A 20,024-nucleotide genomic window follows, 5' to 3' on the forward strand; every position below is an offset into this window, starting at 1 on the left:
TCGTTCAGGGCCGGGGACCGTGGCATCCACTGCACTTCGGCTGTGTCCAAGCGCGAGCATCCCGTCGGATGTGGTGTCTCGCTGCACGGGGTCCGGGTCCGGACCGCGCACATCCCGCGCCGCCAACACCATCGGATGCGGTCGCGGAGGGCAAGGGCACACCCGAAGTGGAGCGGGTGGCGCATTCAAAAAACGGGCTCAAAAGCAGAAAGGCCCGGATCCTTCGCGGAATCCGGGCCTCTGCGAACAGAGTCGAAAGGTGGGCCTATGCCCTGCCTTCTCCCGGATGCCGTCGATCGTTGCCCATCTCCATGCAGAAGCACTCGCCCGATGCGCGGACGGCTTGCTGCAGGTGACGGGGAAGGTGGCGGCTGATCACGATGGGGTCCTCGGATTCGTTGATTCGGTGCGCTTTTTCAAGCAAGGGGCGGATCGTAAAAACTCTTTACCGATTCGTCAAGCATTTACTCAAGCACTCACTTCAAATCGACCTTCACGAGGTTGTCCTCCGAGATGCGATCGATGCGCTTGTTGTAGGGGTCGACCCCGGCAAACGTCGGCGCCTTGTCCACCACCAGAGCAATCGACTGCTTGCCGCTGTGCACCGGCAGGCGCTCGAAGTGCAGCACCGAGGCCGCACCGAACCCCTCCTTGCCCGGCTCGGCGCTGAACACGCCGATGTCGACCGGCTCGTCCAGCGGCGCCTCGGTCTCCTGCCCCTTGCCGTCGGCGTAGAGCTTGCGCGCCTCGACCTCCAACACCAGGTCGTAGCGGCCGTCGACGCGCTTCGTCGCGCTCGCGGCCGTGGCCTTCAGGTCGAGCAGCGTGATCTTCTCGAACAGGTCGGTGATCAGCGCGTCGTGCTGCGGTCCGGCCTCGGCGCGCAGGATGCGCAGGAAGTCGCGCGTGTTCGGGTATGGCGCGGCCTTGAACGCGAACTCCTTCAACAGCTTGGCCAGCGCCCGGTTCACGACCTCTTCACCGACCACCTCCTTCAGCCAGTACATCGCGAGCGAGCCCTTCTGGTAGTGGATGTAGCCCTGGTTCTCGACCCGCGCGAGCGGCAGCTCCTCGACCACCTCGCCACCGCGCTGGCGCAGGTAGCGGTCGAGTTCGTACTTCAGGAAGCGGCGGATCTGGTCGCGCCCGTACATCTTCTCCATCACCAGCAAGGCCGAGTACTGCGCGAAGCTCTCGACCAGCATCGCTCCGCCCTGCTGCGAACTCGCCACCAGCTGGTGGCCCCACCACTGGTGGGCGATCTCATGCGCCGTCACGTAGGTCACCACGTCGATCTTCTGCGGGTCGGTCAGCCGCGAGATGAAGCCGAGGTTCTCCGAATACGGGATGGTGTTGGCGAACGACTGCGCGAAATCGGCATACGACGGGAACTCGAGGATCCGTGCCTGCCGGAACTGGTACGGCGAGAACTTCTCGCTGAAGAGTTCGAGCGACAGCTTCATCGCCTCCATCATCCGGGCCGTGTTGAACTCGTGGCCCGGCTGGTGGTAGACCGCGAGGTCGACCTCCTTCCAGCGGTCACGCAGCACCGCATAGCGCGCCGACTGGATCGAGAAGAAATGGTTGATCGGCGCATCGGGCTTGAAGTGCGCGGTGCGCCGCCCGTTCGCCGTCGTGTCGCTGACGGTGTAGCCCGGCGCGATAGGGGTCTGATCGGCATCGGTGGTCACCGTGATGTCGGCCTCGACCCAGTCGCTGTCCTTGCGGAAGCCGCTGTCGGCCCGGCCCGACTCGTCCTCCAGCGTCGGCGGGCGCAGGTCCGGCGCGAGGCCGTGCTTGCGGCGCTTGGCGCGGTCTTTCAACAGCCCGTCGCGCGACATGCCGATCGCCGGCGTGATCTCGCCGTTGTCGACGAAGCTGCCGTTGGCGACCAGGCGCGTCAGCGGCTGGCCGTTCGGAAAGCCCCGCTCGGCCAGCGTCGTCGCGAAGCGCAGCAGCCGCGTCTCGTCCGGCTGCATCGCCGGCTCAAGCTTGTAGATGCGGTAGTGCTCCTTCGGCCACTCGCGCTGCAGCGTCGCGCCGGGCAGCTCCACGCGATCGAGTGTGGTGCGCTCGGGCCACAGCAGGTGCAGCGTGTCGATCGGCGCGCCGCTGCGGTTGCGCAGCAGGTAGCTGCCGGTCGTCACCGCCCGCGCCTCGCGCGGGTACAGCTGCACGTCGAGCGTGACGGCCGTGATGCGCGGCTGCGGCAGCTTCTCGAAGGCCAGGAAGTCGCGCTCGTACTGTGCGAGCTGCGCATCGCGCTGCGGCTGCGTCACGTAGGCGTTCAGCACGTTGGTGTTGTAGTAGATCCAGCCGCCGCTGCCCGCCCACACCGCGAGGCCGATCGCCAGCAGCGCCCCGGCCCCGCCGCGCAGGTGGCGGCCCATGTGGGCCAGCCGCGGGCGCAGCGCCAGGTTCGCGCCGCGCCGCCACAGCGCATGCGACAACACCGCCAGCACCAGCGCGAACCCGCCCCAATACACCTGGAACCAGGCCTGCGCGATCCAGAAGCGGCCCAGGCCGTTCATGTCCGACAAGGGCACGCTCGGCGTGCCGCCGTAGTTGTAGAGGTTGTGCTCGAAGCCGGCCGCCGCCAGCGCGACCGAGCCGACGATGTACAGCAGCATCACACCCCAGCCGATGAACTTCTGCGGCACCAGCACCTGCACGAACACCGCAAGAACCGCCAGCAGCAGCGCACCGATGGTCATCGGCAGCACGAACCACAGCAGGTAGGCCAGCGGCTCGAAGCGGGTGTAGCCCTTCAGCGCCTGCACCAGCATGCCGGTCAGCACCGCGACCCCCGCGCTGGCCGTCAGCACCAGCGCGATCGCGACGATCTTCGGCAGCAGGTGTGTCCAGTCGGGCGCGGCGGTCGCGTCGACGATCTCGTGCATGCGGCGCTCGCGGTCGCGCCACACCAGCTCGCCCGCATAGAAGATCGCGATGATGATCGGCATCAGGCTGAAGGTGCCGGCCAGCGTCTGCACCATCAGCCGCGTGACCGGGTAGGAGCCGCTGCCGTACCACTCGCCGCTGAACCACAGCGAGCCGCCGGCATTCAGCACCCCGATGCCCAGCAGCACGAAGAAGGCCGGGCTTCGGAACACGAAGGCCATGTCGAAGCGCGCGAGCCGCCACAGCTGCGCGCGGCGCGTGGGCGCGTCGGCGCGCGCGGCCGGCAGCTCGCCGATCGCGGTGGGGGCTGCGGCCCGGTCGGAAGCGGTGTCCTTCGACTTCTTCGGCGCCCTCTTCGACACTCTTTCCACCGGCGCGCGCTGTTCGAAGCGAAACAGCCAGCAGGCCAGCGCGAACACCGCCAGCGCGATGCCGGACCACAGCAGCCGGTTCGCCAGCATCGGCCCCGCCATCGCGGGCAGCAGCGTGTTGCGCTCGGCCGCCGTCCAGTACTTGGTGGTGATGCTCAGCGCCGACAGCCCGAACGGGTCGAGCAGCGCCGCGATGGCGTCGTACTGCGGGTTGCGCAGCATCCCGCGCATCACGAAGTACAGCACCAGCATCGCGATCGCGCAGACGTAGGTCCACATCATCGAGCGCGTCACGGTGGCCGCCGCGAAGAACACCGCCGACACGATCAGCAGCGTCGGCAGCCCGAACGCGAACAGCGCATACAGGTAGTGCGCAAGGTGGAACGCCCCCACCTTCTCGGCGTCGACCCACGGCATCGCGACGCCGACCGCGATGGCCAGCGGAATCGAGGCCAGCACCAGCAGCGCGGCAAGGTTCGCGCCGGCGAAGCGGCCGATCAGATAGGCGCCCTTGCCGAGGCGTGTCGAACGCAGGATCGGCGCGAAGCCGGTCTCGTCATCGCGGATCACGACGTTCGACACCATCGCGACGACGATGAACACCGCGAACAGGCTCATGATCGCGAGCGTCTGCAGGATCGCGAACGGCGAGTTCAGGTGCACGTTGCCGCGGCTGCCGATCTGGATCGTGTCGACCGTGACCGAGCCGAAGGTCAGCAGGAAGAACATCAGGCAGCCGACCCAGAACACCGGGCTCTTCAGCTGGTAGCGCACCTCGAAGCGCGCGACGTGCATCAGCATGCTGCCGCTCATGCCGCAGCCCCGACAGCGGCGCTGCGCAGCTGGTGCAGCGTCGAGAAGTACACATCCTCCAGCCCTGCCTCCACCGGCGTGAAGCCCGGCGCCGGCGCGTCATCGGCCAGCACGTGCACCACCGGCCGGCCGCCGCGCAGCCGGGTCGCGATCACGTCCATGCGGGTGCGTGCGTCGGCCAGGCCCTCCTTCGCGACCTCGCCCTGCCAGACGCGCCCGGCCATCTCGGCGATCAGCGCCTGCGGCGTGCCGCTGCGCACGATGCGTCCGCCGACCATGATGGCCATCCGCGGGCACAGGTCGGTCACGTCGTCGACGATGTGGGTCGACAGGATCACGACCACGTTCTCGCCGATCTCGGCCAGCAGGTTGTTGAAGCGGTTGCGCTCCTCCGGGTCGAGCCCCGCGGTCGGCTCGTCGACGATGATCAGCCGCGGGTTCGCGATCAGCGCCTGCGCGATGCCGAAGCGCTGGCGCATGCCGCCCGAAAAGCCGGCGATGGCTTTCTTGCGCACGTCCCACAGGTTGACCTGCTGCAGCAGCGACTCCACCGTCTCGCGCCGCTCGCCGCGGCCGGCCACGCCCTTCAGCACGGCCAGGTGGTCGAGCATGTCCCATGCCGACACGCGCGGGTAGACGCCGAAATCCTGCGGCAGGTAGCCGAGCATCGCGCGCAGCCGCGCCGGCTCGGCCAGCACGTCGATGCCGTCGAACGCGATGCGCCCGGCGCTCGGTTGCTGCAGCGTCGCCAGGCAGCGCATCAGCGAGGACTTGCCGGCACCGTTCGGTCCGAGCAGCCCGAACATGCCGCGCGGGATGTCGAGCGTCACGTCGTCGAGGGCGCGGGTGCCGTTGGCATAGGTGTGCGACAGCTGGGCGATGGTCAGCATGCGGGGTCTCCGTCGGGAGGTTGGGAAAACAAGACACTCTAGGGGCGGCACGACGGAATGCCATCGCCGCGCGACAGGCTGCACGGCGGGGCGGACAGGCCGTCCGCCATCACGCTCAGAACGTCTTCGCGCCGTTGACCGGCAGCAGCACCGACAGCAGCGAGCTGGTCGCGCACAGGAAGAGCCGGTTGCGCTTCGGCCCGCCGAACACGACGTTGGCGACGCGCTCGGCCGTCTTCACTTTGCCGAGCAGCGTGCCGTCGGGCGCCAGGCAGTGCACGCCGTCGGCGGCGCCGCACCAGAGCCGGCCGGCATCGTCGACGCGGAAGCCGTCGAACAGCCCGGCGCTGCAGGTGGCGAACACCTCGCCACCCGACAGCCCGCCGTGCGCCGTCACGTCGAACACACGGAGGTGGCGCGGCCCGCCCGGCTGGTGGGTCGCGCCGCTGTCGACGATGTAGAGCTTCGATTCGTCGGGCGAGAACGCGAGGCCGTTCGGCCGCACGAAATCATCGGCGACGCGCACGCACTCGCCGCTGCGCGGGTCGAGCCGGTAGGCGTGGCAGCCCTCGGTCTCGCTCTCGCCGCGGTGGCCTTCGTAGTCGGAGTCGATGCCGTAGGCCGGGTCGGTGAACCAGATCGAATCGTCGGACTTCACGACCAGGTCGTTCGGGCTGTTCAGCCGCCGGCCCTGCACCCGGTCGACCAGCGTCGTGATGCGGCCATCGTGCTCGGTGCGGGTGACGCTGCGCGAGCCGTGCTCGCAGGTGACGAGCCGACCCTGGCGATCGAGCGTGTTGCCGTTCGCGAAGTTCGACGGCGCGCGGAACACGCTGACGCGGCCGTCGGTCTCGTCCCAGCGCAGCATCCGGTCGTTCGGGATGTCGCTCCACAGCAGGTAGCGCCCGGCCGGCACGTAGACCGGCCCCTCGGCCCAGCGCAGGCCCTGGTGCAGCGTCTCGACGCGGGCGCTGGTGCGCACGCAGCTGCGGAATCGCTCGTCGAGGATCTCGAAATCCGTCTCGGCCATGGTCTGCTCCCGGCAGCGCCGGCTGCCGGGTCCGACTGTAGGGGATCAGGCCGGCTCGGCCAACCGCAGGCGCGCGGCCATGTCCTCGAGGAATTCCAGCACGCCCTGGTCGACGCTCTTGCGCCAGAAGTCCATCGCGCGGCTGCGCTTGCCTTCCGCCTGGTAGCGCTCGCCGATGTAGAAGTAGGCCTCGCTCAGCGACTCGGCGGGCACCTTGGTGGCGCGCGCGGCGTCGATCAGCGCATCGGCCGAGATCGTGCCGATCGCATAGTCGACCAGCGGGCGCGGCCAGTCGGCCGGCAGCTGCTCGTTGGGGTGGCGGGCCGCCAGCGCCGACGGATCCTGCCCCGCCTGGCGCATCGCCAGCGCCAGCCACAGCAGCGGGTAGCCGCGCTGCACCGCCGCCGGATCGGTCAAGACCTCCTCCAGGTCGGCCTGCGCGGCCGCGAAGTCCTTCTGGAAGTAGCGGGCCACCGCGCGCATCCTCCGCGCCTCGGCATCGCGCGGATCGCGCTGGAGCACGCTGCCGGTCAACTCGACGGCGCGCGGCAGCTCGCGCAGGCCGATCGCATTGACGGCCGCTGCGTTCTGCGTTTCGGTGACGTCAGGCGCCAGTTCGAGCGCACGGGCAAAGTCGCGCCGCGCGTCGGCCAGGCGTCCCAGGTGGTCGTACTGGATGCCGCGCGCCGTCAGCGCCTGCGCCTGCAACGGTGGCGTCAGGCGGCCCGCGGCCAACTGGGCCGACAGCAACACCACCCGCCCGTGCGCGTCCGCCTGGATTCGGGTCGCCGCCTTCAGCTTCTTGCTGCGCAGGCCCTCTTCGACCCCGTTCAGGTCGGCCCGAAGCTTGTCGAGGTCGGTCGCCGCCAGCGTCGAGATCGACACGTTCGTCGACAGCTTCGGCCACAGCTTGCCGAGCTTTTCCATGTAGGCCGGCCAGGCCGGCGCCTCGATCTGGTCCGCCGACACGCGCAGCACCGAGCGGTAGACCGCGTGCTTGCGATCGGCGTCGAACGTTCCCTTCCAGGTGAAATGGGCGTCCCCTTCGGTCGTGCTCTGCGACAGCGGCTTGGCCGTCACGTCGCCCGGGAAGTCCAGCGCCACCGAGTGGCGGTAGGTGCCCAGGAAGGGGCCGGCATAGGCATCGCGCCGCTGCTCGGCCTTGGCGACCAGCATCACATCGGCGGTGGCCCAGTAGCCGATGTCGGCGACCAGCATGCGCTCTTCGGGAAAACGCCAGAAGCCCGGCACGCTGAAGCGCTGGACGAAGGTCACCGCATCGTCGACATGCGAATCGACGACCTCCATCGCCCCCAGGCTGCGGGCCTTCGGATAGAGACGCAGGTAGGGCGCGGCCAGTTGCGTCTGCACCGCCTCGGGACCTTGCGTGGTGACCGTGTCGCGGAAGGCTTCGGCCAGGATGCCGCGGAACGTGACCCGCGACTCCAGCACCGGGTCGGCATCGAAGCGCTCGAAACGCAGGCTGTCCTCGACCACCTGGCGATCGGTGTCGACCGCGCTCGGCAGCACGGCCATGCTGGTGGTCGACGCCAGCAGCGGCAGGCCGGCGTCGAAATCGACCGCCTGGCGGTTCTCCAGCTGGCCGGTCTGGCGGCTGCGGGTCGCGTCGAGCCAGTAGGTGCTGCCGTCGAGCTCGACGCGCGCGATCACGTGGTCGAAGGCCAGCGGGCCGGGCAGCAGGCTGCCGACCCGGCCGCGCGCTGCCATCGACACCAGCACCGGGGTCGCCGGCACGTCGAGCTTGCGCAGCAGGGCCACCAGCAGCGCGACCTTGTCCTTGCAGTCGCCGAAGCGCTGCTCGATCACCCGGTCCGGCGCGGCCGGCTGGTGCGAGCTGCTGCCGATCTCGGTGCCGAAGTAGCGCACCTCCTGCTGCACGAAGCGCAGCGCGGCGCGCACCCGGTCGGCCGGGGTGGCCTCCTTGTCGCGGATCTCCTGCGCCACCGCGTCCACGCGCGGGCCGGCGGGCAGACCGGCGAACAGGCCCTGGCCCCAGCGCGCCACCTCGGCCCAGTCGGCGAACTCGCTGACCTGCAGCATCTGTGCCGCACCCACGCTGAAGCCGGCGTTGGCATCGGGATTGAAGCGCGGCACCGCGACACGGCGCCAGCTCGTCTCGCGCCGGCCATTGCGCACCTGGCTCGTGCTGACGGTGTCGGCCGGGCCGACGCGCACCTGCAAGGACCGCTCGACCGGCGCGAGCAACCGCACCTGGTAGGCCTGCACCGGCCCGCGCTGCGACGAGAGGGGTTCGAGCGCGACGAACTTGCCGCCGAACACCGGGTTCGCGCCGCGCACCGAGTACGCGAAGTCGATCTCGTCGCCGACCCGCACGTCGTCCAGCACCGCCGACACCGTGACGCGTCCGTCGAGCATGCGCCGCTCGAGCTGCGTCTCGCGCTGCAGCAGCTGGATCTTGCGCCGGTCCATCTTGGCGATTCGCTTGCCGTTGCGCACCAGGTCGAGGTGGTGCAGCGTGAAGGTCTGGTAGCTCGGGTCGAACTCGAATTCGATCTGCGACGCGACCGACAGGCCGGCGTCGGTGTCGACGACCCGCACCACGTGGTTGTAGTCCCAGATCGACTTGCCGTCGGCGAGCAACTGGCGGTCGATGATGCGGTAGTGCATCGCGCTGCGGTCGACCGCGGCCTGCGGGGCTTCGGCGGCGGCCACGACCCAGGCCGGTGCCGGCCCGGTGGCGTAAGTGAAGGCACCTGCCGCGGCGCGCGGGGATGCCGCGGCCTGGGCCCGGACCCCGGCCGTCATGGCAAGGGCCAGCATGAGCGCCACGAGACGCCCGCATCGAATCAGTGTCATGCATCCTCCCGAAAGCCGCGGCACTTTGGCGGCCGTCGGCGATCCCGCAATGGTAAGCGTGGCCGGCCTGCCGCCATCGGTCATCATCGGGCCCGGCCCCTGGTCACCTCCCTCCCCCAACCCTGAAGAGCGAGACCCCTCATGCGATTGCCACCTCTGCCCGACCATGCGATGACCCCCGCCCAGCGCGCCGCCGCCGATGAACTGATCGCCGGCCCCCGCAAGGCCGTCAAGGGCCCGTTCATCGCGCTGCTGCGCAGCCCCGAGCTGCTCGCCCATGTGCAGAAGCTCGGCGCCTTCCTGCGCTTCGGCACCTCGCTGCCGGTGCGCGTCAGCGAGTTCGCGACACTGCTCGTCGCACGGCACTGGCGGCAGCAGTTCGAGTGGAAGGTGCATGTCGCGCTGGCGCTGCAGGCCGGCACGGCGCAGGCCACGATCGATGCACTGCGCGACGGCCGCCGCCCCGACACGATGGATGCCGACGAGACGCTGGTGCACGACTTCTGCACCGAGCTGCTGGCGCATCACGGCGTCAGCGAGCCGACCTGGGCGCGCACGGTGGCGCGCTTCAGCGAGGCCGGTGCCGTCGAGCTGACCGGCCTGGTCGGCTATTTCGCGATGGTGTCGATGGTGCTCAACGTGGGCCACATCCCGGCCGAGCCGGGTGGCGACATCGCCCCGCTGCCGGTGCTGCCGCCCTGAGGGCCGTTCAGCGCGGCGGCGGCCGGTCGAGCATCGCGAGCCACGGCGACGGCTGCAGGCTGTCGAGCTGCGTCGGCAGGTCGTCGAACTCGCGCTGGAACAGCGCCACCAGCCAGTCGCTGAAGGCCCGCAGCTTCGCGGTCGGCTGGCGCGGCCGCGCATGCAGCAGCGTGAGCGGCAGGCTGCCGGCGCTCCAGTCGGCCAGCACCTGCACCAGGCGGCCGTGCGCCAGGTGGTCGACCACCACACGGCTGCACGGCGCCTGCACCAGGCCGAGCCCGGCGACTGCCGCCGCGATGGAGGTGTCGACATCGTTGCAGGCGACGCTGTGCGCGCCGCGCCACTGGTGGTGTTCGCCGGCGCGATGGAAATCGAACGGGAACAGGTGGCCGTCGCGTGGCGAATGGAAGTTGACGACGCGGTGCTGCGCCAGGTCGTCGAGCGAGTGCGGCGTGCCGTGCGCATCGAGGTAGGCCGGTGCGGCACAGGTGACGACCGGCAGGCGGCCGAGCAGCCGCGCGGCCAGCCGTTCGTCATGCACCTCGCCGGCCCGCACGACGCAGTCGTAGGCTTCGGCCAGCGGATCGACCGGGCGGTCGGAGCTGCCGAGCTCGATCACGATCCCGGGGTAGCGGCGGAAGAAATCCGCCAGCGCCGGCGCGATCACCTGGCGCCCCATCGCCGCCGGCACGTCGACCCGCAAGCGGCCCGACGGCGCTCCCGACGGGTCGTGCAGCGCCCCTTCCAGCTCGCGCATCTGCCCCAGTATCGCGAGGGCACGCTGGTGGTACAGCGCGCCTTGGTCGGTCAGGCTGATGCGGCGCGTGGTGCGAATCAGCAGGCGCACGCCGAGGTGCGCCTCGAGCGCCTGGATCACCGTTGTCACGCGCGCCTTCGGCATCTGCAGCGCGAGGCCGGCCCGCGTGAAGCTGCCCAGCTCCACCACGCGGGTGAAGACTTCCATGCCGTGAAAGCGATCGATCAACGACAGATCAATGGGGGTACGGCATCAGCGGCACATCGCGCTGCGGCTGGAAGCTGAACGCTGTGCCGACGTCTCGTTCGACATGCTCGCGCAGTGCCGCCAGAAAGCTGCGCTCCAGGTTGGTCGCCGCGGCACAAGCATGGTCGACCATGTAGACGGCAAGCGCAGGACCGATCGCAGCCTGCTTGTCGATGGCCATCCGGATCGCGCGTGCCACCATGCGGTGCGGCGCCGGGTTGTGGGCCAGGTTGATCTCAAGCGTGCGCTGCACCATGCTCAGCGCGAAGCCGGGCGAATGCTGCAGGCGGCGCGTTTTCAGATCGAGGTAGGCAGCATCGGCGTGGAAGAACGTCGTGCACAGCAGATCGGACATGGACCGGCCCGGCACCAGTCCTTCGCGGAAGGCCCAGGTGTCCTCCAGCGACCAGATGTCGAAGCTCCTGCGTGCCGCCACGAACCGATAGCCACCGAACTTGTTCAGCACCGGTTCATGGCGACGGATCGCGCTGTGGATCTCCGCCCGAGTCGACCGGGTCACCAGATCGATGTCCGACGAGAAGCGCCTCGCCTCACCCCAGCCGAACTCGCGCAACATGCCGCCAAACACGGCAGTGCCCGGCAAGGCTTCGGCGAGCTGATCGAGCGTGCAGCGGAGCGCGACGCGCTCGGCGCTCGCGTGGTCGATGTAGGCGCAGACGGCGGCACGGGTGCGCGCGGAGATCACGTTGTCCCCAGTCCTCGCAGGCAGTAGCCGCCCCGCAGCGCCTGCAATTCCTCGTTCAGACTCACAGCGAAGGAGTCCGTCATCCCGGAGATCATGTCGGTGAGCAGCAGGCATTCTCGATATCTCATGGGCAGGGTGCCGCTATTGCCCAGCGGCTTCTCAAAGACACGTCGGTAGTTCTCGGAGATCCGGCCATAGACGAACCGGCTATAGGGGTGGGCTCTCTCCGAGGCCGGATTATCCGGATTCTCGCGGTTGACGATCGCGTCCCAGAAGATGTCCATCAGGCTGTGGATCACGTTGTGGCCGGACAGTTCGACCTTGAGCACCGAACGGTGACGGTACGCGTGCTTGAAACCGAAGGCCTTCAGGGCCTTGCGCAACCGTTCTCCGCTGCTGACTTCGAGCAGGCTGGTCGTCAACTCTCCGCGCTCGATCTCGGCCTGTCGTTGCACAAAGGCCTCGATGGCAGCACGCACCAGCGCGCCTATGGCGAACACGCGGAAGCGTTGCATTGACACATCGTTGAGCTCGGCAGGTGACAGGTCGCTGGTCTCTCGGTAGTGCCTGTGCTTTTCGCAGCTCCGTTCAACGACGTCGTCGACCGCGGAGTCACCGGCGGCGTCGTGACGCAAAGCGGCCATGAGATCGGAAAACGAAGTGAGGCCCTTCTTCACTGCGTCTTCTGCGTCGAGAACGACATAGGCGATGTCGTCGCAGGCCTCCATCACGTAGGCCAACGGATGCCGCACGCCCAAGGCGAGACCCGTGCGTTCCAATACCCTCTTCGCGATGTCCTGCTCCGCGGCAAAGAAGCCATGCTTCTTCGTGGCCGCACGACCTTTGCCCACGCCGTCCGATCCGACGGGATACTTCAGCATCCCCGCCAACGTCGCATAGGTCAGGTCCAATCCAAAATCGTCGTTCAGCAACTGCAGCCGGGTCACCAGCCGAAATCCCTGAGCGTTGCCCTCGAAGCGCGTGAAGTCCTGGACATGTTGTGGTGTCAGCGAGGGGTCTTCGAGAACGGCGGCGCGGTGGTCTTCGAACCACGACTGGATTGCCGCTTCGCCTTGGTGCCCGAATGGCGGGTTGCCCAGATCGTGGACCAATCCGATGGCGGCCAGCAACGCCGGCACATTGCGCTGCGAGTCCGGCACGTCCGAAGCCAGCTTGTGTCGAAAGGCCAGTGCCGTGCCGAAGCTGCGAGCCAGATTGGACACCTCGTGCGAATGCGTCAGCCGCGTGCGCACGCTGTCGTTCTTCTCCAGAGGAAAGACCTGCGTCTTGTCGGCCAACCTGCGAACCGGGGTCGAGAACAGGATCCGGTCGTGATCTCTCTCGATCTCGGTGCGGGAGTCGTCCCCCGCTGAACCGGATGTGCCATGCCTGGCCTCGTGTTCCTTCTTGCGCCGTTGCGGATTGAGCAACTGCTGCCACCTGTCTGGGTGGGCTGCCCTACTGCGCTCCTGGATTGCCATTCGATGCCTCCTTGGCGGTGATCGGAACACTCTAGGTCCTCGGTCGCCACCGCCCGCTCATGTGATCTGGCAAACAGATGCCACCGTGCATCTCAAGATGGCCACGGCAGGCGCTGTCCCGCGAGTTTCACGTCACCCGGCTGCGGCAATGCCGCAGCATCACCCGCACCAGCTCGTCCGCATCGATCGGCTTCGTCACCCGGTCGACCATGCCGGAGGCGATGCAGTGCTCCCGCTCCTCGGGCAGCGCATGCGCCGTCTGGCCGATGATCGGCAGCTGCGGGTACAGCGCATGGATGCGCCGCGCGGTCTCGTAGCCGTCGATGCCGGGCATCATCACGTCGAGCAGCACCACGTCGTAGCGCGCGTCCGGCGCCGACACGCGGGCGACGGCCAGGTGCCCGTCGCCGACGATGTCGGTCTGCGCGCCCTCGCTCTCGAGCAAGCTCTGGATCACGATCTGGTTGACGATGTTGTCCTCGGCCACCAGCACCCGCAGGCCGGTCAGCCGCTCGCGCATCGGCACGTCGATGGCCACGGGCGGCAGGCGTTCGCCGGCCGACGCACCGGCCGGCATCGCGCCCGCCAACGGCAGCCGCACGCAGAACACCGAGCCCTCGCCGGTGCGGCTGGACACCCGGATCGAGCCCTTCATCAGCTCGACCAGCCGCTTGCTGATCGCCAGGCCCAGGCCGGTGCCGCCATAGCGCCGCGTGGTCGATGCATCCGCCTGCTCGAACGACACGAACAACCGCCCCACCTGCTCGGCCGACATGCCCACGCCGCTGTCGCTGACCTCGACCAGCAGCTCGCCATGGTCCACCTGCAGGCTCAGCGACACCTCGCCGGCGTCGGTGAACTTCACCGCGTTCGACAACAGGTTCAGCAGCACCTGCCCGAGCCGCAACCCGTCGACGCGCATCTGCTCGGGCACCCGCTCGTCGACCAGCAGGTGCAGACCGACGCCCTTGTCGGCCGCCGCCTGGCGCACCAGGTCGGCGGCACGCTGCGCGATCGGGCGCAGCGGCGTGGGGCCCTCGTCGAGCAGCAGCTTGCCGGCCTCGATCTTCGACATGTCGAGCACGTCGTTCAGGATGCCCTGCAGCAGCTTGCCCGATTCGAGGATGCGCCCGAAGCGGCTGCGCACCTCGGGCGACGACGTGAGGTCGCGGAAGCCGATCTGCGCAAAACCGAGCACGCCGTTCAGCGGCGTGCGGATCTCGTGGCTCATGTTCGCGAGGAACAGCGACTTCGAGCGGCTGGCTTCCTCGGCACGTTCGCGCGCCGCTTGCAGCTCGCAGAGCACCGCGGCACGGTGGCGCGCAGCCCGGTACTGCGTGCCCAGCAGCGCGGCGACACCGGCCACCAGGCAGCACCAGAACGCCGCGGCGATCGTCAGCTCGCGCCGCCACGGCGCCATCAGCTCGCCCTGCTCGAGCCCGATCAGCACGTAGGCGGGGTAGCGCCCGAGCTGCCGGTAGATCACGGTGCGCAGCTGCCCGTCGAGCGTGCTGCGCGTCTCGAACCCCCCCACGGTCTGCCCGCTCGCCACCGCCTGCTGCGTCTCCGGCGAGGCCAGGCGCGCCGGCTTCTCGTCGGCGACGAGCGGGACCTCGGGCAGGCGCAACAGCACCTCGCGGTCGGCGTTGAAGACGGTGATCACCCCGCGCTCGCCCACCCGCAGCGAGCGCATGATGCCGCCCAGCTCGTCGAGGTCCATGTTGAGGTAGACCACGCCGGCGAGCGCGCCGCTCGCATCGCGAAGCTGGCGCGCGATCGGCAGCACCCAGCGCGAGGTGATGCGCGACTTCAGCGGCAGCCCGAGCACCAGGCCCGGCGCGTTGACGGCCTGCTTGAAGAAATGGCGCTGCGCCACGCTGAGCGCCCGTTGCGCATCGGCACCAGCACCGAACTTCACGAGGCCGTCCGCATCGGCCGCGCGCAGCGCCGGTGCCTCGGGCAGGCGCTGCTGCAGGCCGATCAGCACCTCGGTGAACTGATCTGCCCGCACGGGGCCCTGGCTGTCGAGCCGCCGGAACTCCTGGGCCGCCGACTGCAGCACCAGGTCGGCCGCCTGCAGCCGCGTGAAGAGGTAGCGCTCGAGGTTCAGCGTCAGGTTCTGCAGGTTGTCGGCCGCGGCCACCTGGTAGCGCTGGTGGCTGGTCCACAGCGAGAACGCGAGGAAGCCCGCCACCACCGCCAACGCGAGCGCGGCACCAATGGCCAGGCGTCGAAACGGCTGTCGCCAGTCCTGTGCGCTCGGCTCGTCGCTCACATCGGCTCCCTGTCGCGCAACGCCTGGCGGCGCGCGCTGATTGCTGAGGGTCGGTTATAGCCCCGTCACGCAGCCGATGCCAACCGAAGTTCCACCCACGCGCGGATCAGCAAACTTGGGGATGCGCATTTCGCCGCAACGTCATTTGCGCTGTTGCAGCGACAGCAACGCATCCACATGGGCCACGAACCGGTCGAAGTAGCCGGGCGACAGCTCGCGCATCAGCGTCAGCGAGCGGTGCACGAGGTGGTGCGAGTTCAGCGGGCCGGCGTTGTCCGGCAACGCGGCCTGCGATTGCGCGAGGCGCTGATCGGCGCTCAGCCGCGACCAGGTGCGCCGGAAAAACGGCAGCGTCTCCAGTTCGACGCTCGAATCAATTGCCGCCGTTTTTGTCTTCGCCTGTGCTGTCGACACCGGGGCCGTCTGCGTGGAACGCCCACCAAGATCGGCAACGAGGTCCGCCAACGCGCTGCGAGGCAGCGGATCAGTGCCGGCAGGCGGGCGAGCGTTGTCCTGCGGCTGCGCCACCTGGTCGAGCTTCAGCTCATGGGCCGACAGAAGCTGCGCCAGCCGCTCGTCCAGCACGCGCCGCGCGGCGCCCTCGTACCGTGCGGCGCGCTCGGCCAGCGATTCGATGAAGCGGAAGCGCACCGGATCGACCCGCTGCGCCCCGCGCTCGCGCAAGGCCTCGATCGCCGAGACGAATCGCTCGCCGTCAGCCATGAGGTTGCGCCGCGCTCCCGCGCGACGGCCGCGATGTCGGCGCCATCTCGACGCGCCGGTTCTTCGAGCGGCCGTCGGCATCGGCATTCGGCGCCACCGGCTGCTCCGAGCCGAACGCTGCCGCGAAGATCGACGACGACGGGACGCCCTCTTCGATCAGCGCGCGCGTCACTGTCAGCGCGCGCTGGGCCGAGAGCTCCCAGTTGTCGGCGAACTGCCGGTTGCCGCCACGCACCTGGCGGTCGTCGGTGAAGCCGCTGACCATCAGCACCTCGTCGCGCGCCTGCAGGTAGGCGGCAAGCGGCGCGGCCAGCGTCTGCAGCAGCTGCCGGCCTTCGGGCTGCAGGTCGGCCGAATTGAAAGCGAACAGCACGCTGCCGCTGATGCCGATGCGCCCATGGTCGAGCGTCACGCGGCCGGCGGCCAGCGGCCCGGCCAGCGCATGCTCCAGTGCCTGGCGGCGCTGTTCCTCGAGCTGGTGCTGCCGCACCTCGTTCTCGAGCCGGCTCGCGAGTTCGAGCTGCGCGCCGATCGCGCACAGCAGGATCAGCACGAAGGCGCCCAGCAGCCCCGCCATCAGGTCGCCGAAGACCGCCCAGACCGGTATCGACGATTCGCCGCCCGTGTCGATCTCTTCCATCACCGCACCGCCACGGCCACCGGGGCCGCCTTGCCGGCGAGGCGCTGCAGGTCCTCGATGATCTGCTTCTGCGACAGCAGGCTCAGGTCGATGACCTCGCGCGCCTGGGCCACGTAGTACGCCAGCTGCTCGTCGCTGCGCGCGAGCGACTTGCCGAGCGCGCCGTCGATGCGCTGCAACTGCGCCACCAGCTTGTCGTTCGACTGGCCGAACAGCTCGACGGCCAAGCCGAACGCATCGCCGAGGCTCGCCACCTCGACGGCGCTGCCGGTGACCTGGGCGGCCACCGCGGCGAGCTTGTCGGTCTGCGCGTCGACCTGTTCGCTGAAGCGCGTGCCGACGCGGTCGAGCAGCGCGGCCGACGAGCCGACCAGCGCATCGATCGCACTGCGCTGTTCGGTGGCGGCCTGCTGCACCGTGTCGAGCAGGCTGCCGAGCGTGCCGAGGATGCGGGCGCGCTCGTCGAGCAGCGTGTTGTCGCGCGCCATGCTGTCGGACAGCTTCTGGCGCAGCTCGACGATCACCTCGGCGGCGGCGCGCGGGGCTTCGGCGGCGGCCTGCAGCAGGCGGGCGATCTCGGTGGTGGTCGCCTTGGCCTGGCGTTCGGCCTGCACCGTGATCTCGCGGGCGCTGCGCTCCATCGTCTCGCAGACCTGCTGCTGCTGCGCCAGGCTGCGCGAGCCGGCCTGCTGCCATTCGTGCCGCAGCGATGCCGCCATCGATTCAAGGCTGTCGGCCATGGCGGCCAGGCGTTCCTGCTCTTGCAATGCGGACGCCGACTGCAGATCGGCATGCGACTGCGCCACCGTGGCCAGCAGCGCGTTCGAACGCTGCTCGAAGGCCTGCGCAAAACCGTCGAGCGACGACTGCCAAGTGGTCGCGATCGTCTGGTGCAGCGAAGCGGTCTCGCGCGCGACGCCCGCCATCGTGGCCTCGACGGCGGGACGGATCGTCGCGCCGGCCAGGCGGGCGCTTTCCGCGAGGCTCTCCTTCAGCGTGCGATCGACCGACGATGCGAGCGCCGTGAACGCCGCCTCGGCCGTGCCGTGGAAGCGCTCCTGGCTGGCCAGCAGGCGGGCGTTCGCTGCCTCGGCCTGCCGTTCCATCGCCTGCATCACCGCGTGCAGACCGTCGACCAAGGCCGGCATCTGCTCGACCTGGCGCTGCAGCAGCTTCAGCGATTCCTCGCGCTGGTGCACGCCCGAGAAGGGGCGCAGCGTGGTGGCGATGCAGGCGTCGAGCTGCTGCAAGGCCTGCACGCGTTCGCGCCGGGCGAGTGCCGACAGCAGGCCCAGCGCGGCCGAGGCAGCGACGCCGGCGATCGAGGTGCCGAAGGCCAGCCCCAGGCCCTGCACCGGTGCGACCAGCGAGGCGCGGACGGCCTGCAGGTCGGTCGACGCATCGAGCGCCATGCCGGTGCCGCGCAGCGTGAACACCATGCCGACGAAGGTTCCGAGCATGCCCAGCAGGACCAGCAGGCCGGCGAGGTACGGCGCGAGCGCCGGGCCGGGGAAGCTGGCGGACTCGCCCTCGATGCGGCGGCGCACCGCGTTCTGCAGCGACGCGGGCACGCCGTCGAGCCACGGGCGCAGCGCAGGCAGCGGATCGGCCAGGCCGGCGACGGCCTGCGCCAGCGTGGCGGTGGCCTGCCGGAAGCGATGCAGCTCGAGCGCGCCCATCAGGTAGAACGCCCCGATGAGTGCGGTGATGGCGAGCGCCAGCGGGTTGGAGCCGACATAGCCGGCACCGACCCAGCCGAGGGCGGCCAGGCCGGTGGCGAACGCGGCGTGATGAAGAAATCTGGTCATGGTTGGTCAGGTGACGACCCGCGAAGGGCTTCGAGGAGCCCTTCGACCGGTTGCATTCGGAGGTCCAGTTCGGCGAGCAGCACCTCGCGCATGTCCTGGCAGAAGGTTTGGCGCCAGCGGTCGGGCTGGTCGTCGGGCGATCCTCGGCGCAGGCGCTCGAAGTGCTGCTCGAGCCAGGCCGGCACCGTCGCCAGCAGCGTGCGTTCATGGGCACCGATGACTTTCTCCATCACCGCATCGACGGCAGCCAGCCGCGCCAGTGCCGGCGAGGCGGCCAACAGCGATGCACGCAGCTTGCGGCGCAGCGGGCCGATGTTCGACTCCATCGCCTGCTGCCAGCCGAGGTAGCGCTGGCGGTGCGGCGGGAAGTCGTCGGTGGTCGGATCCGGCGCAGCGAGTTGGGTCACGGTGTCGCGCACGCGGCGGCATTCGCGCTCGGCGGCCGTCGCGGCCGTGCGGCTGAAAGGCGCGTCAGTCAATGCCGCCTGCGGGCCATCGAGGGCCGACGACAACGAGATCGCGTCCGTCCAGTCGAACCACCGGCACAGCCCGTCCGAGAAGCTGTCCTTCGGGGCCGGGATGTCGGTGTCGCCAAGCGTTGCCAGCAGGCGGATCAGGCCGGAGCCGGAAAGGGGGATGCGGCGCGGTGCGAGCGCCAAACTGCCAGTCAAGGTGCCGATGGAAAAACGTCGGATTTTACGGGGTGGCGAAGGCCGGCTCTGGGGGGTTGACAACGGCTTCGCGGAAGGACGCACAGGGCTCTTCCCTCATTTCATCAATATCCCTAAAATATGGACAATCATCCACATTTTAGGGATATGTGAGCGCCGTCGACTTCCTCTTCACCCCCACCGTGCAACGCGTGCTCGGTGCGGTGTTGCCTCGACCGGAACAGTCCTTCACGCTGCAAGAACTGCTGCGCCAAGCCGCCACCGGGCGCGGCAGCACCCAGCTGCAGATCGACCGCCTGGTCGCGGCGGGCGTGTTGATCGACGAACCGCGCCGCGGCCGTCAGCGCAGCATTCGCGCCAACACGGACTATTTCTTGTACTCGGAGCTCAGGAGCATCGCGCTGAAGACCTTCGGTCTCGCCGAGCCGGTCCGCGACGCGCTTCAACCATTTGCCGATCGCATCGAGCAGGCCTTCATCTTCGGCTCGGTCGTCAAGGGAACCGACACCGCCAGCAGCGACGTCGACGTCATGATCATCGGCACGGTGCCACAGCTGGAGCTGTACGAAGCCGCAAACCAGCTGCAGCAGAAGCTTGGGCGCATCGTGCAATTCAACATCTATGAGCCGGCCGAATGGCGTGGCCTGATTCGCAACGACCCCGTGGTCTCGCAAATCGTCAACGGACCCACATTGCAGGTGCTTCCCCATGCCGAGACCGACTGAATACGACAACCTCATCAAGACGCGCGCGCTGGAAGCTGTGCAGCCGACGCCAGGAGCCGTCGCTGGCTTCCTGAAAAATGCCGAAGGCTTTCTCGCGCTTGCGAAGACACTCCTGGCCGGCGCGCCTGTGGTCACCGAGCCGATGCAGATCTTCACCAACGCCTACGAGGGCTACCACCAAGTCGTGCAAGCCGTGCTTGAGTTCCACGAGGTGCGCACCAAGGAAGCCGGCCGAGCGCTGGCCATCCAGCGCGTCGGCGCCGACCTGAAGCTGTCAGCTCCTGAGATGGCCGCCGTCATCCGTGCGCACGAGCGACGAAACGACACGTCCTATCGGTCGCCGTTTCCGCCGCTGTCAAAGGCTGACGCGACCACGATGGTCGCGATCCTGGAGAAGTACTTGCCGGTGGCTCGAACCCTGACCGGAACGCTCGCCTGAGCGGTGCA

Annotated in this window: 15 protein-coding genes; 3 read left to right on the forward strand and 12 right to left on the reverse strand. The window is 68.9% G+C overall.

Going from position 1 to position 20,024, the window contains the following annotated elements; translation table 11 throughout:
• Window positions 1-476: 476 nt before the first annotated feature.
• The 4 genes from BUE42_RS21025 to BUE42_RS21040 form a co-directional block, all read right to left on the reverse strand.
• Complete coding sequence (locus BUE42_RS21025) at window positions 477-4,073, reverse strand: ABC transporter permease/M1 family aminopeptidase (RefSeq protein ID WP_073467343.1); 3,597 nt, start codon at window positions 4,071-4,073, stop codon at window positions 477-479.
• Between the two features lie 8 nt (window positions 4,074-4,081).
• On the reverse strand, window positions 4,082-4,975 hold the full coding sequence (locus tag BUE42_RS21030) for an ABC transporter ATP-binding protein (protein ID WP_073467256.1): 894 nt from the start codon (window positions 4,973-4,975) through the stop codon (window positions 4,082-4,084).
• Window positions 4,976-5,090: 115 nt separating this feature from the next.
• Complete coding sequence (locus BUE42_RS21035; RefSeq protein WP_073467257.1) at window positions 5,091-6,005, reverse strand: SMP-30/gluconolactonase/LRE family protein; 915 nt, start codon at window positions 6,003-6,005, stop codon at window positions 5,091-5,093.
• 45 nt (window positions 6,006-6,050) lie between these two features.
• The gene (locus BUE42_RS21040; RefSeq protein WP_073467258.1) at window positions 6,051-8,807 is read right to left on the reverse strand and encodes a DUF3857 domain-containing protein; all 2,757 of its coding nucleotides are present in this window, start codon (window positions 8,805-8,807) and stop codon (window positions 6,051-6,053) included.
• A 177-nt stretch (window positions 8,808-8,984) separates the two neighbouring features.
• Here BUE42_RS21040 and BUE42_RS21045 point away from each other — a divergent pair, with 177 nt between their 5' ends.
• Entirely contained in the window at window positions 8,985-9,545 is a 561-nt protein-coding gene (locus BUE42_RS21045) for a carboxymuconolactone decarboxylase family protein (RefSeq protein ID WP_073467259.1), read from the forward strand.
• Window positions 9,546-9,552: 7 nt separating this feature from the next.
• Here BUE42_RS21045 and BUE42_RS21050 read toward each other — a convergent pair whose 3' ends face one another.
• From BUE42_RS21050 to BUE42_RS21085, 8 genes are all read right to left on the reverse strand, one after another.
• Window positions 9,553-10,509 (reverse strand): LysR family transcriptional regulator, encoded by a 957-nt coding sequence (locus tag BUE42_RS21050; protein ID WP_073467260.1) that lies wholly within the window; start codon window positions 10,507-10,509, stop codon window positions 9,553-9,555.
• A 28-nt stretch (window positions 10,510-10,537) separates the two neighbouring features.
• Window positions 10,538-11,254, reverse strand: a complete 717-nt coding sequence (locus BUE42_RS21055; protein WP_073467261.1) for a hypothetical protein — start codon at window positions 11,252-11,254, stop codon at window positions 10,538-10,540.
• Window positions 11,251-12,735, reverse strand: a complete 1,485-nt coding sequence (dgt, locus tag BUE42_RS21060) for a dGTP triphosphohydrolase (protein WP_073467262.1) — start codon at window positions 12,733-12,735, stop codon at window positions 11,251-11,253. Before dgt ends, BUE42_RS21055 begins: the two co-directional genes overlap by 4 nt.
• A gap of 127 nt (window positions 12,736-12,862) precedes the next feature.
• Window positions 12,863-15,010, reverse strand: a complete 2,148-nt coding sequence (locus tag BUE42_RS21065) for a hybrid sensor histidine kinase/response regulator (RefSeq protein ID WP_143171668.1) — start codon at window positions 15,008-15,010, stop codon at window positions 12,863-12,865.
• Window positions 15,011-15,151: 141 nt separating this feature from the next.
• The gene (locus tag BUE42_RS21070) at window positions 15,152-15,733 is read right to left on the reverse strand and encodes a DUF2894 domain-containing protein (RefSeq protein ID WP_073467264.1); all 582 of its coding nucleotides are present in this window, start codon (window positions 15,731-15,733) and stop codon (window positions 15,152-15,154) included.
• Window positions 15,726-16,373, reverse strand: coding sequence for an OmpA family protein (locus tag BUE42_RS21075; RefSeq protein WP_083614373.1), 648 nt, complete (start codon window positions 16,371-16,373; stop codon window positions 15,726-15,728). Before BUE42_RS21075 ends, BUE42_RS21070 begins: the two co-directional genes overlap by 8 nt.
• Window positions 16,373-18,181: a coiled-coil domain-containing protein gene (locus tag BUE42_RS21080; protein ID WP_073467266.1), complete on the reverse strand. Its 1,809-nt coding sequence runs from the start codon at window positions 18,179-18,181 to the stop codon at window positions 16,373-16,375. Before BUE42_RS21080 ends, BUE42_RS21075 begins: the two co-directional genes overlap by 1 nt.
• The gene (locus tag BUE42_RS21085; RefSeq protein ID WP_235002510.1) at window positions 18,178-18,852 is read right to left on the reverse strand and encodes a DUF3348 domain-containing protein; all 675 of its coding nucleotides are present in this window, start codon (window positions 18,850-18,852) and stop codon (window positions 18,178-18,180) included. Before BUE42_RS21085 ends, BUE42_RS21080 begins: the two co-directional genes overlap by 4 nt.
• Before the next feature lie 149 nt (window positions 18,853-19,001).
• Between BUE42_RS21085 and BUE42_RS21090 the strand changes: the two genes are divergently transcribed.
• Together BUE42_RS21090 and BUE42_RS21095 are read left to right on the forward strand one after the other, a co-directional pair.
• Window positions 19,002-19,577, forward strand: a complete 576-nt coding sequence (locus tag BUE42_RS21090; protein WP_073467268.1) for a nucleotidyltransferase domain-containing protein — start codon at window positions 19,002-19,004, stop codon at window positions 19,575-19,577.
• Window positions 19,561-20,016: a hypothetical protein gene (locus BUE42_RS21095; protein ID WP_073467269.1), complete on the forward strand. Its 456-nt coding sequence runs from the start codon at window positions 19,561-19,563 to the stop codon at window positions 20,014-20,016. The genes BUE42_RS21090 and BUE42_RS21095 overlap by 17 nt, the downstream gene beginning before the upstream one ends.
• The last annotated feature ends 8 nt before the right edge of the window (window positions 20,017-20,024 follow it).

It is taken from the genome of Rhizobacter sp. OV335, assembly GCF_900142965.1.
Classification (GTDB): Bacteria; Pseudomonadota; Gammaproteobacteria; order Burkholderiales; family Burkholderiaceae_C; genus Rhizobacter.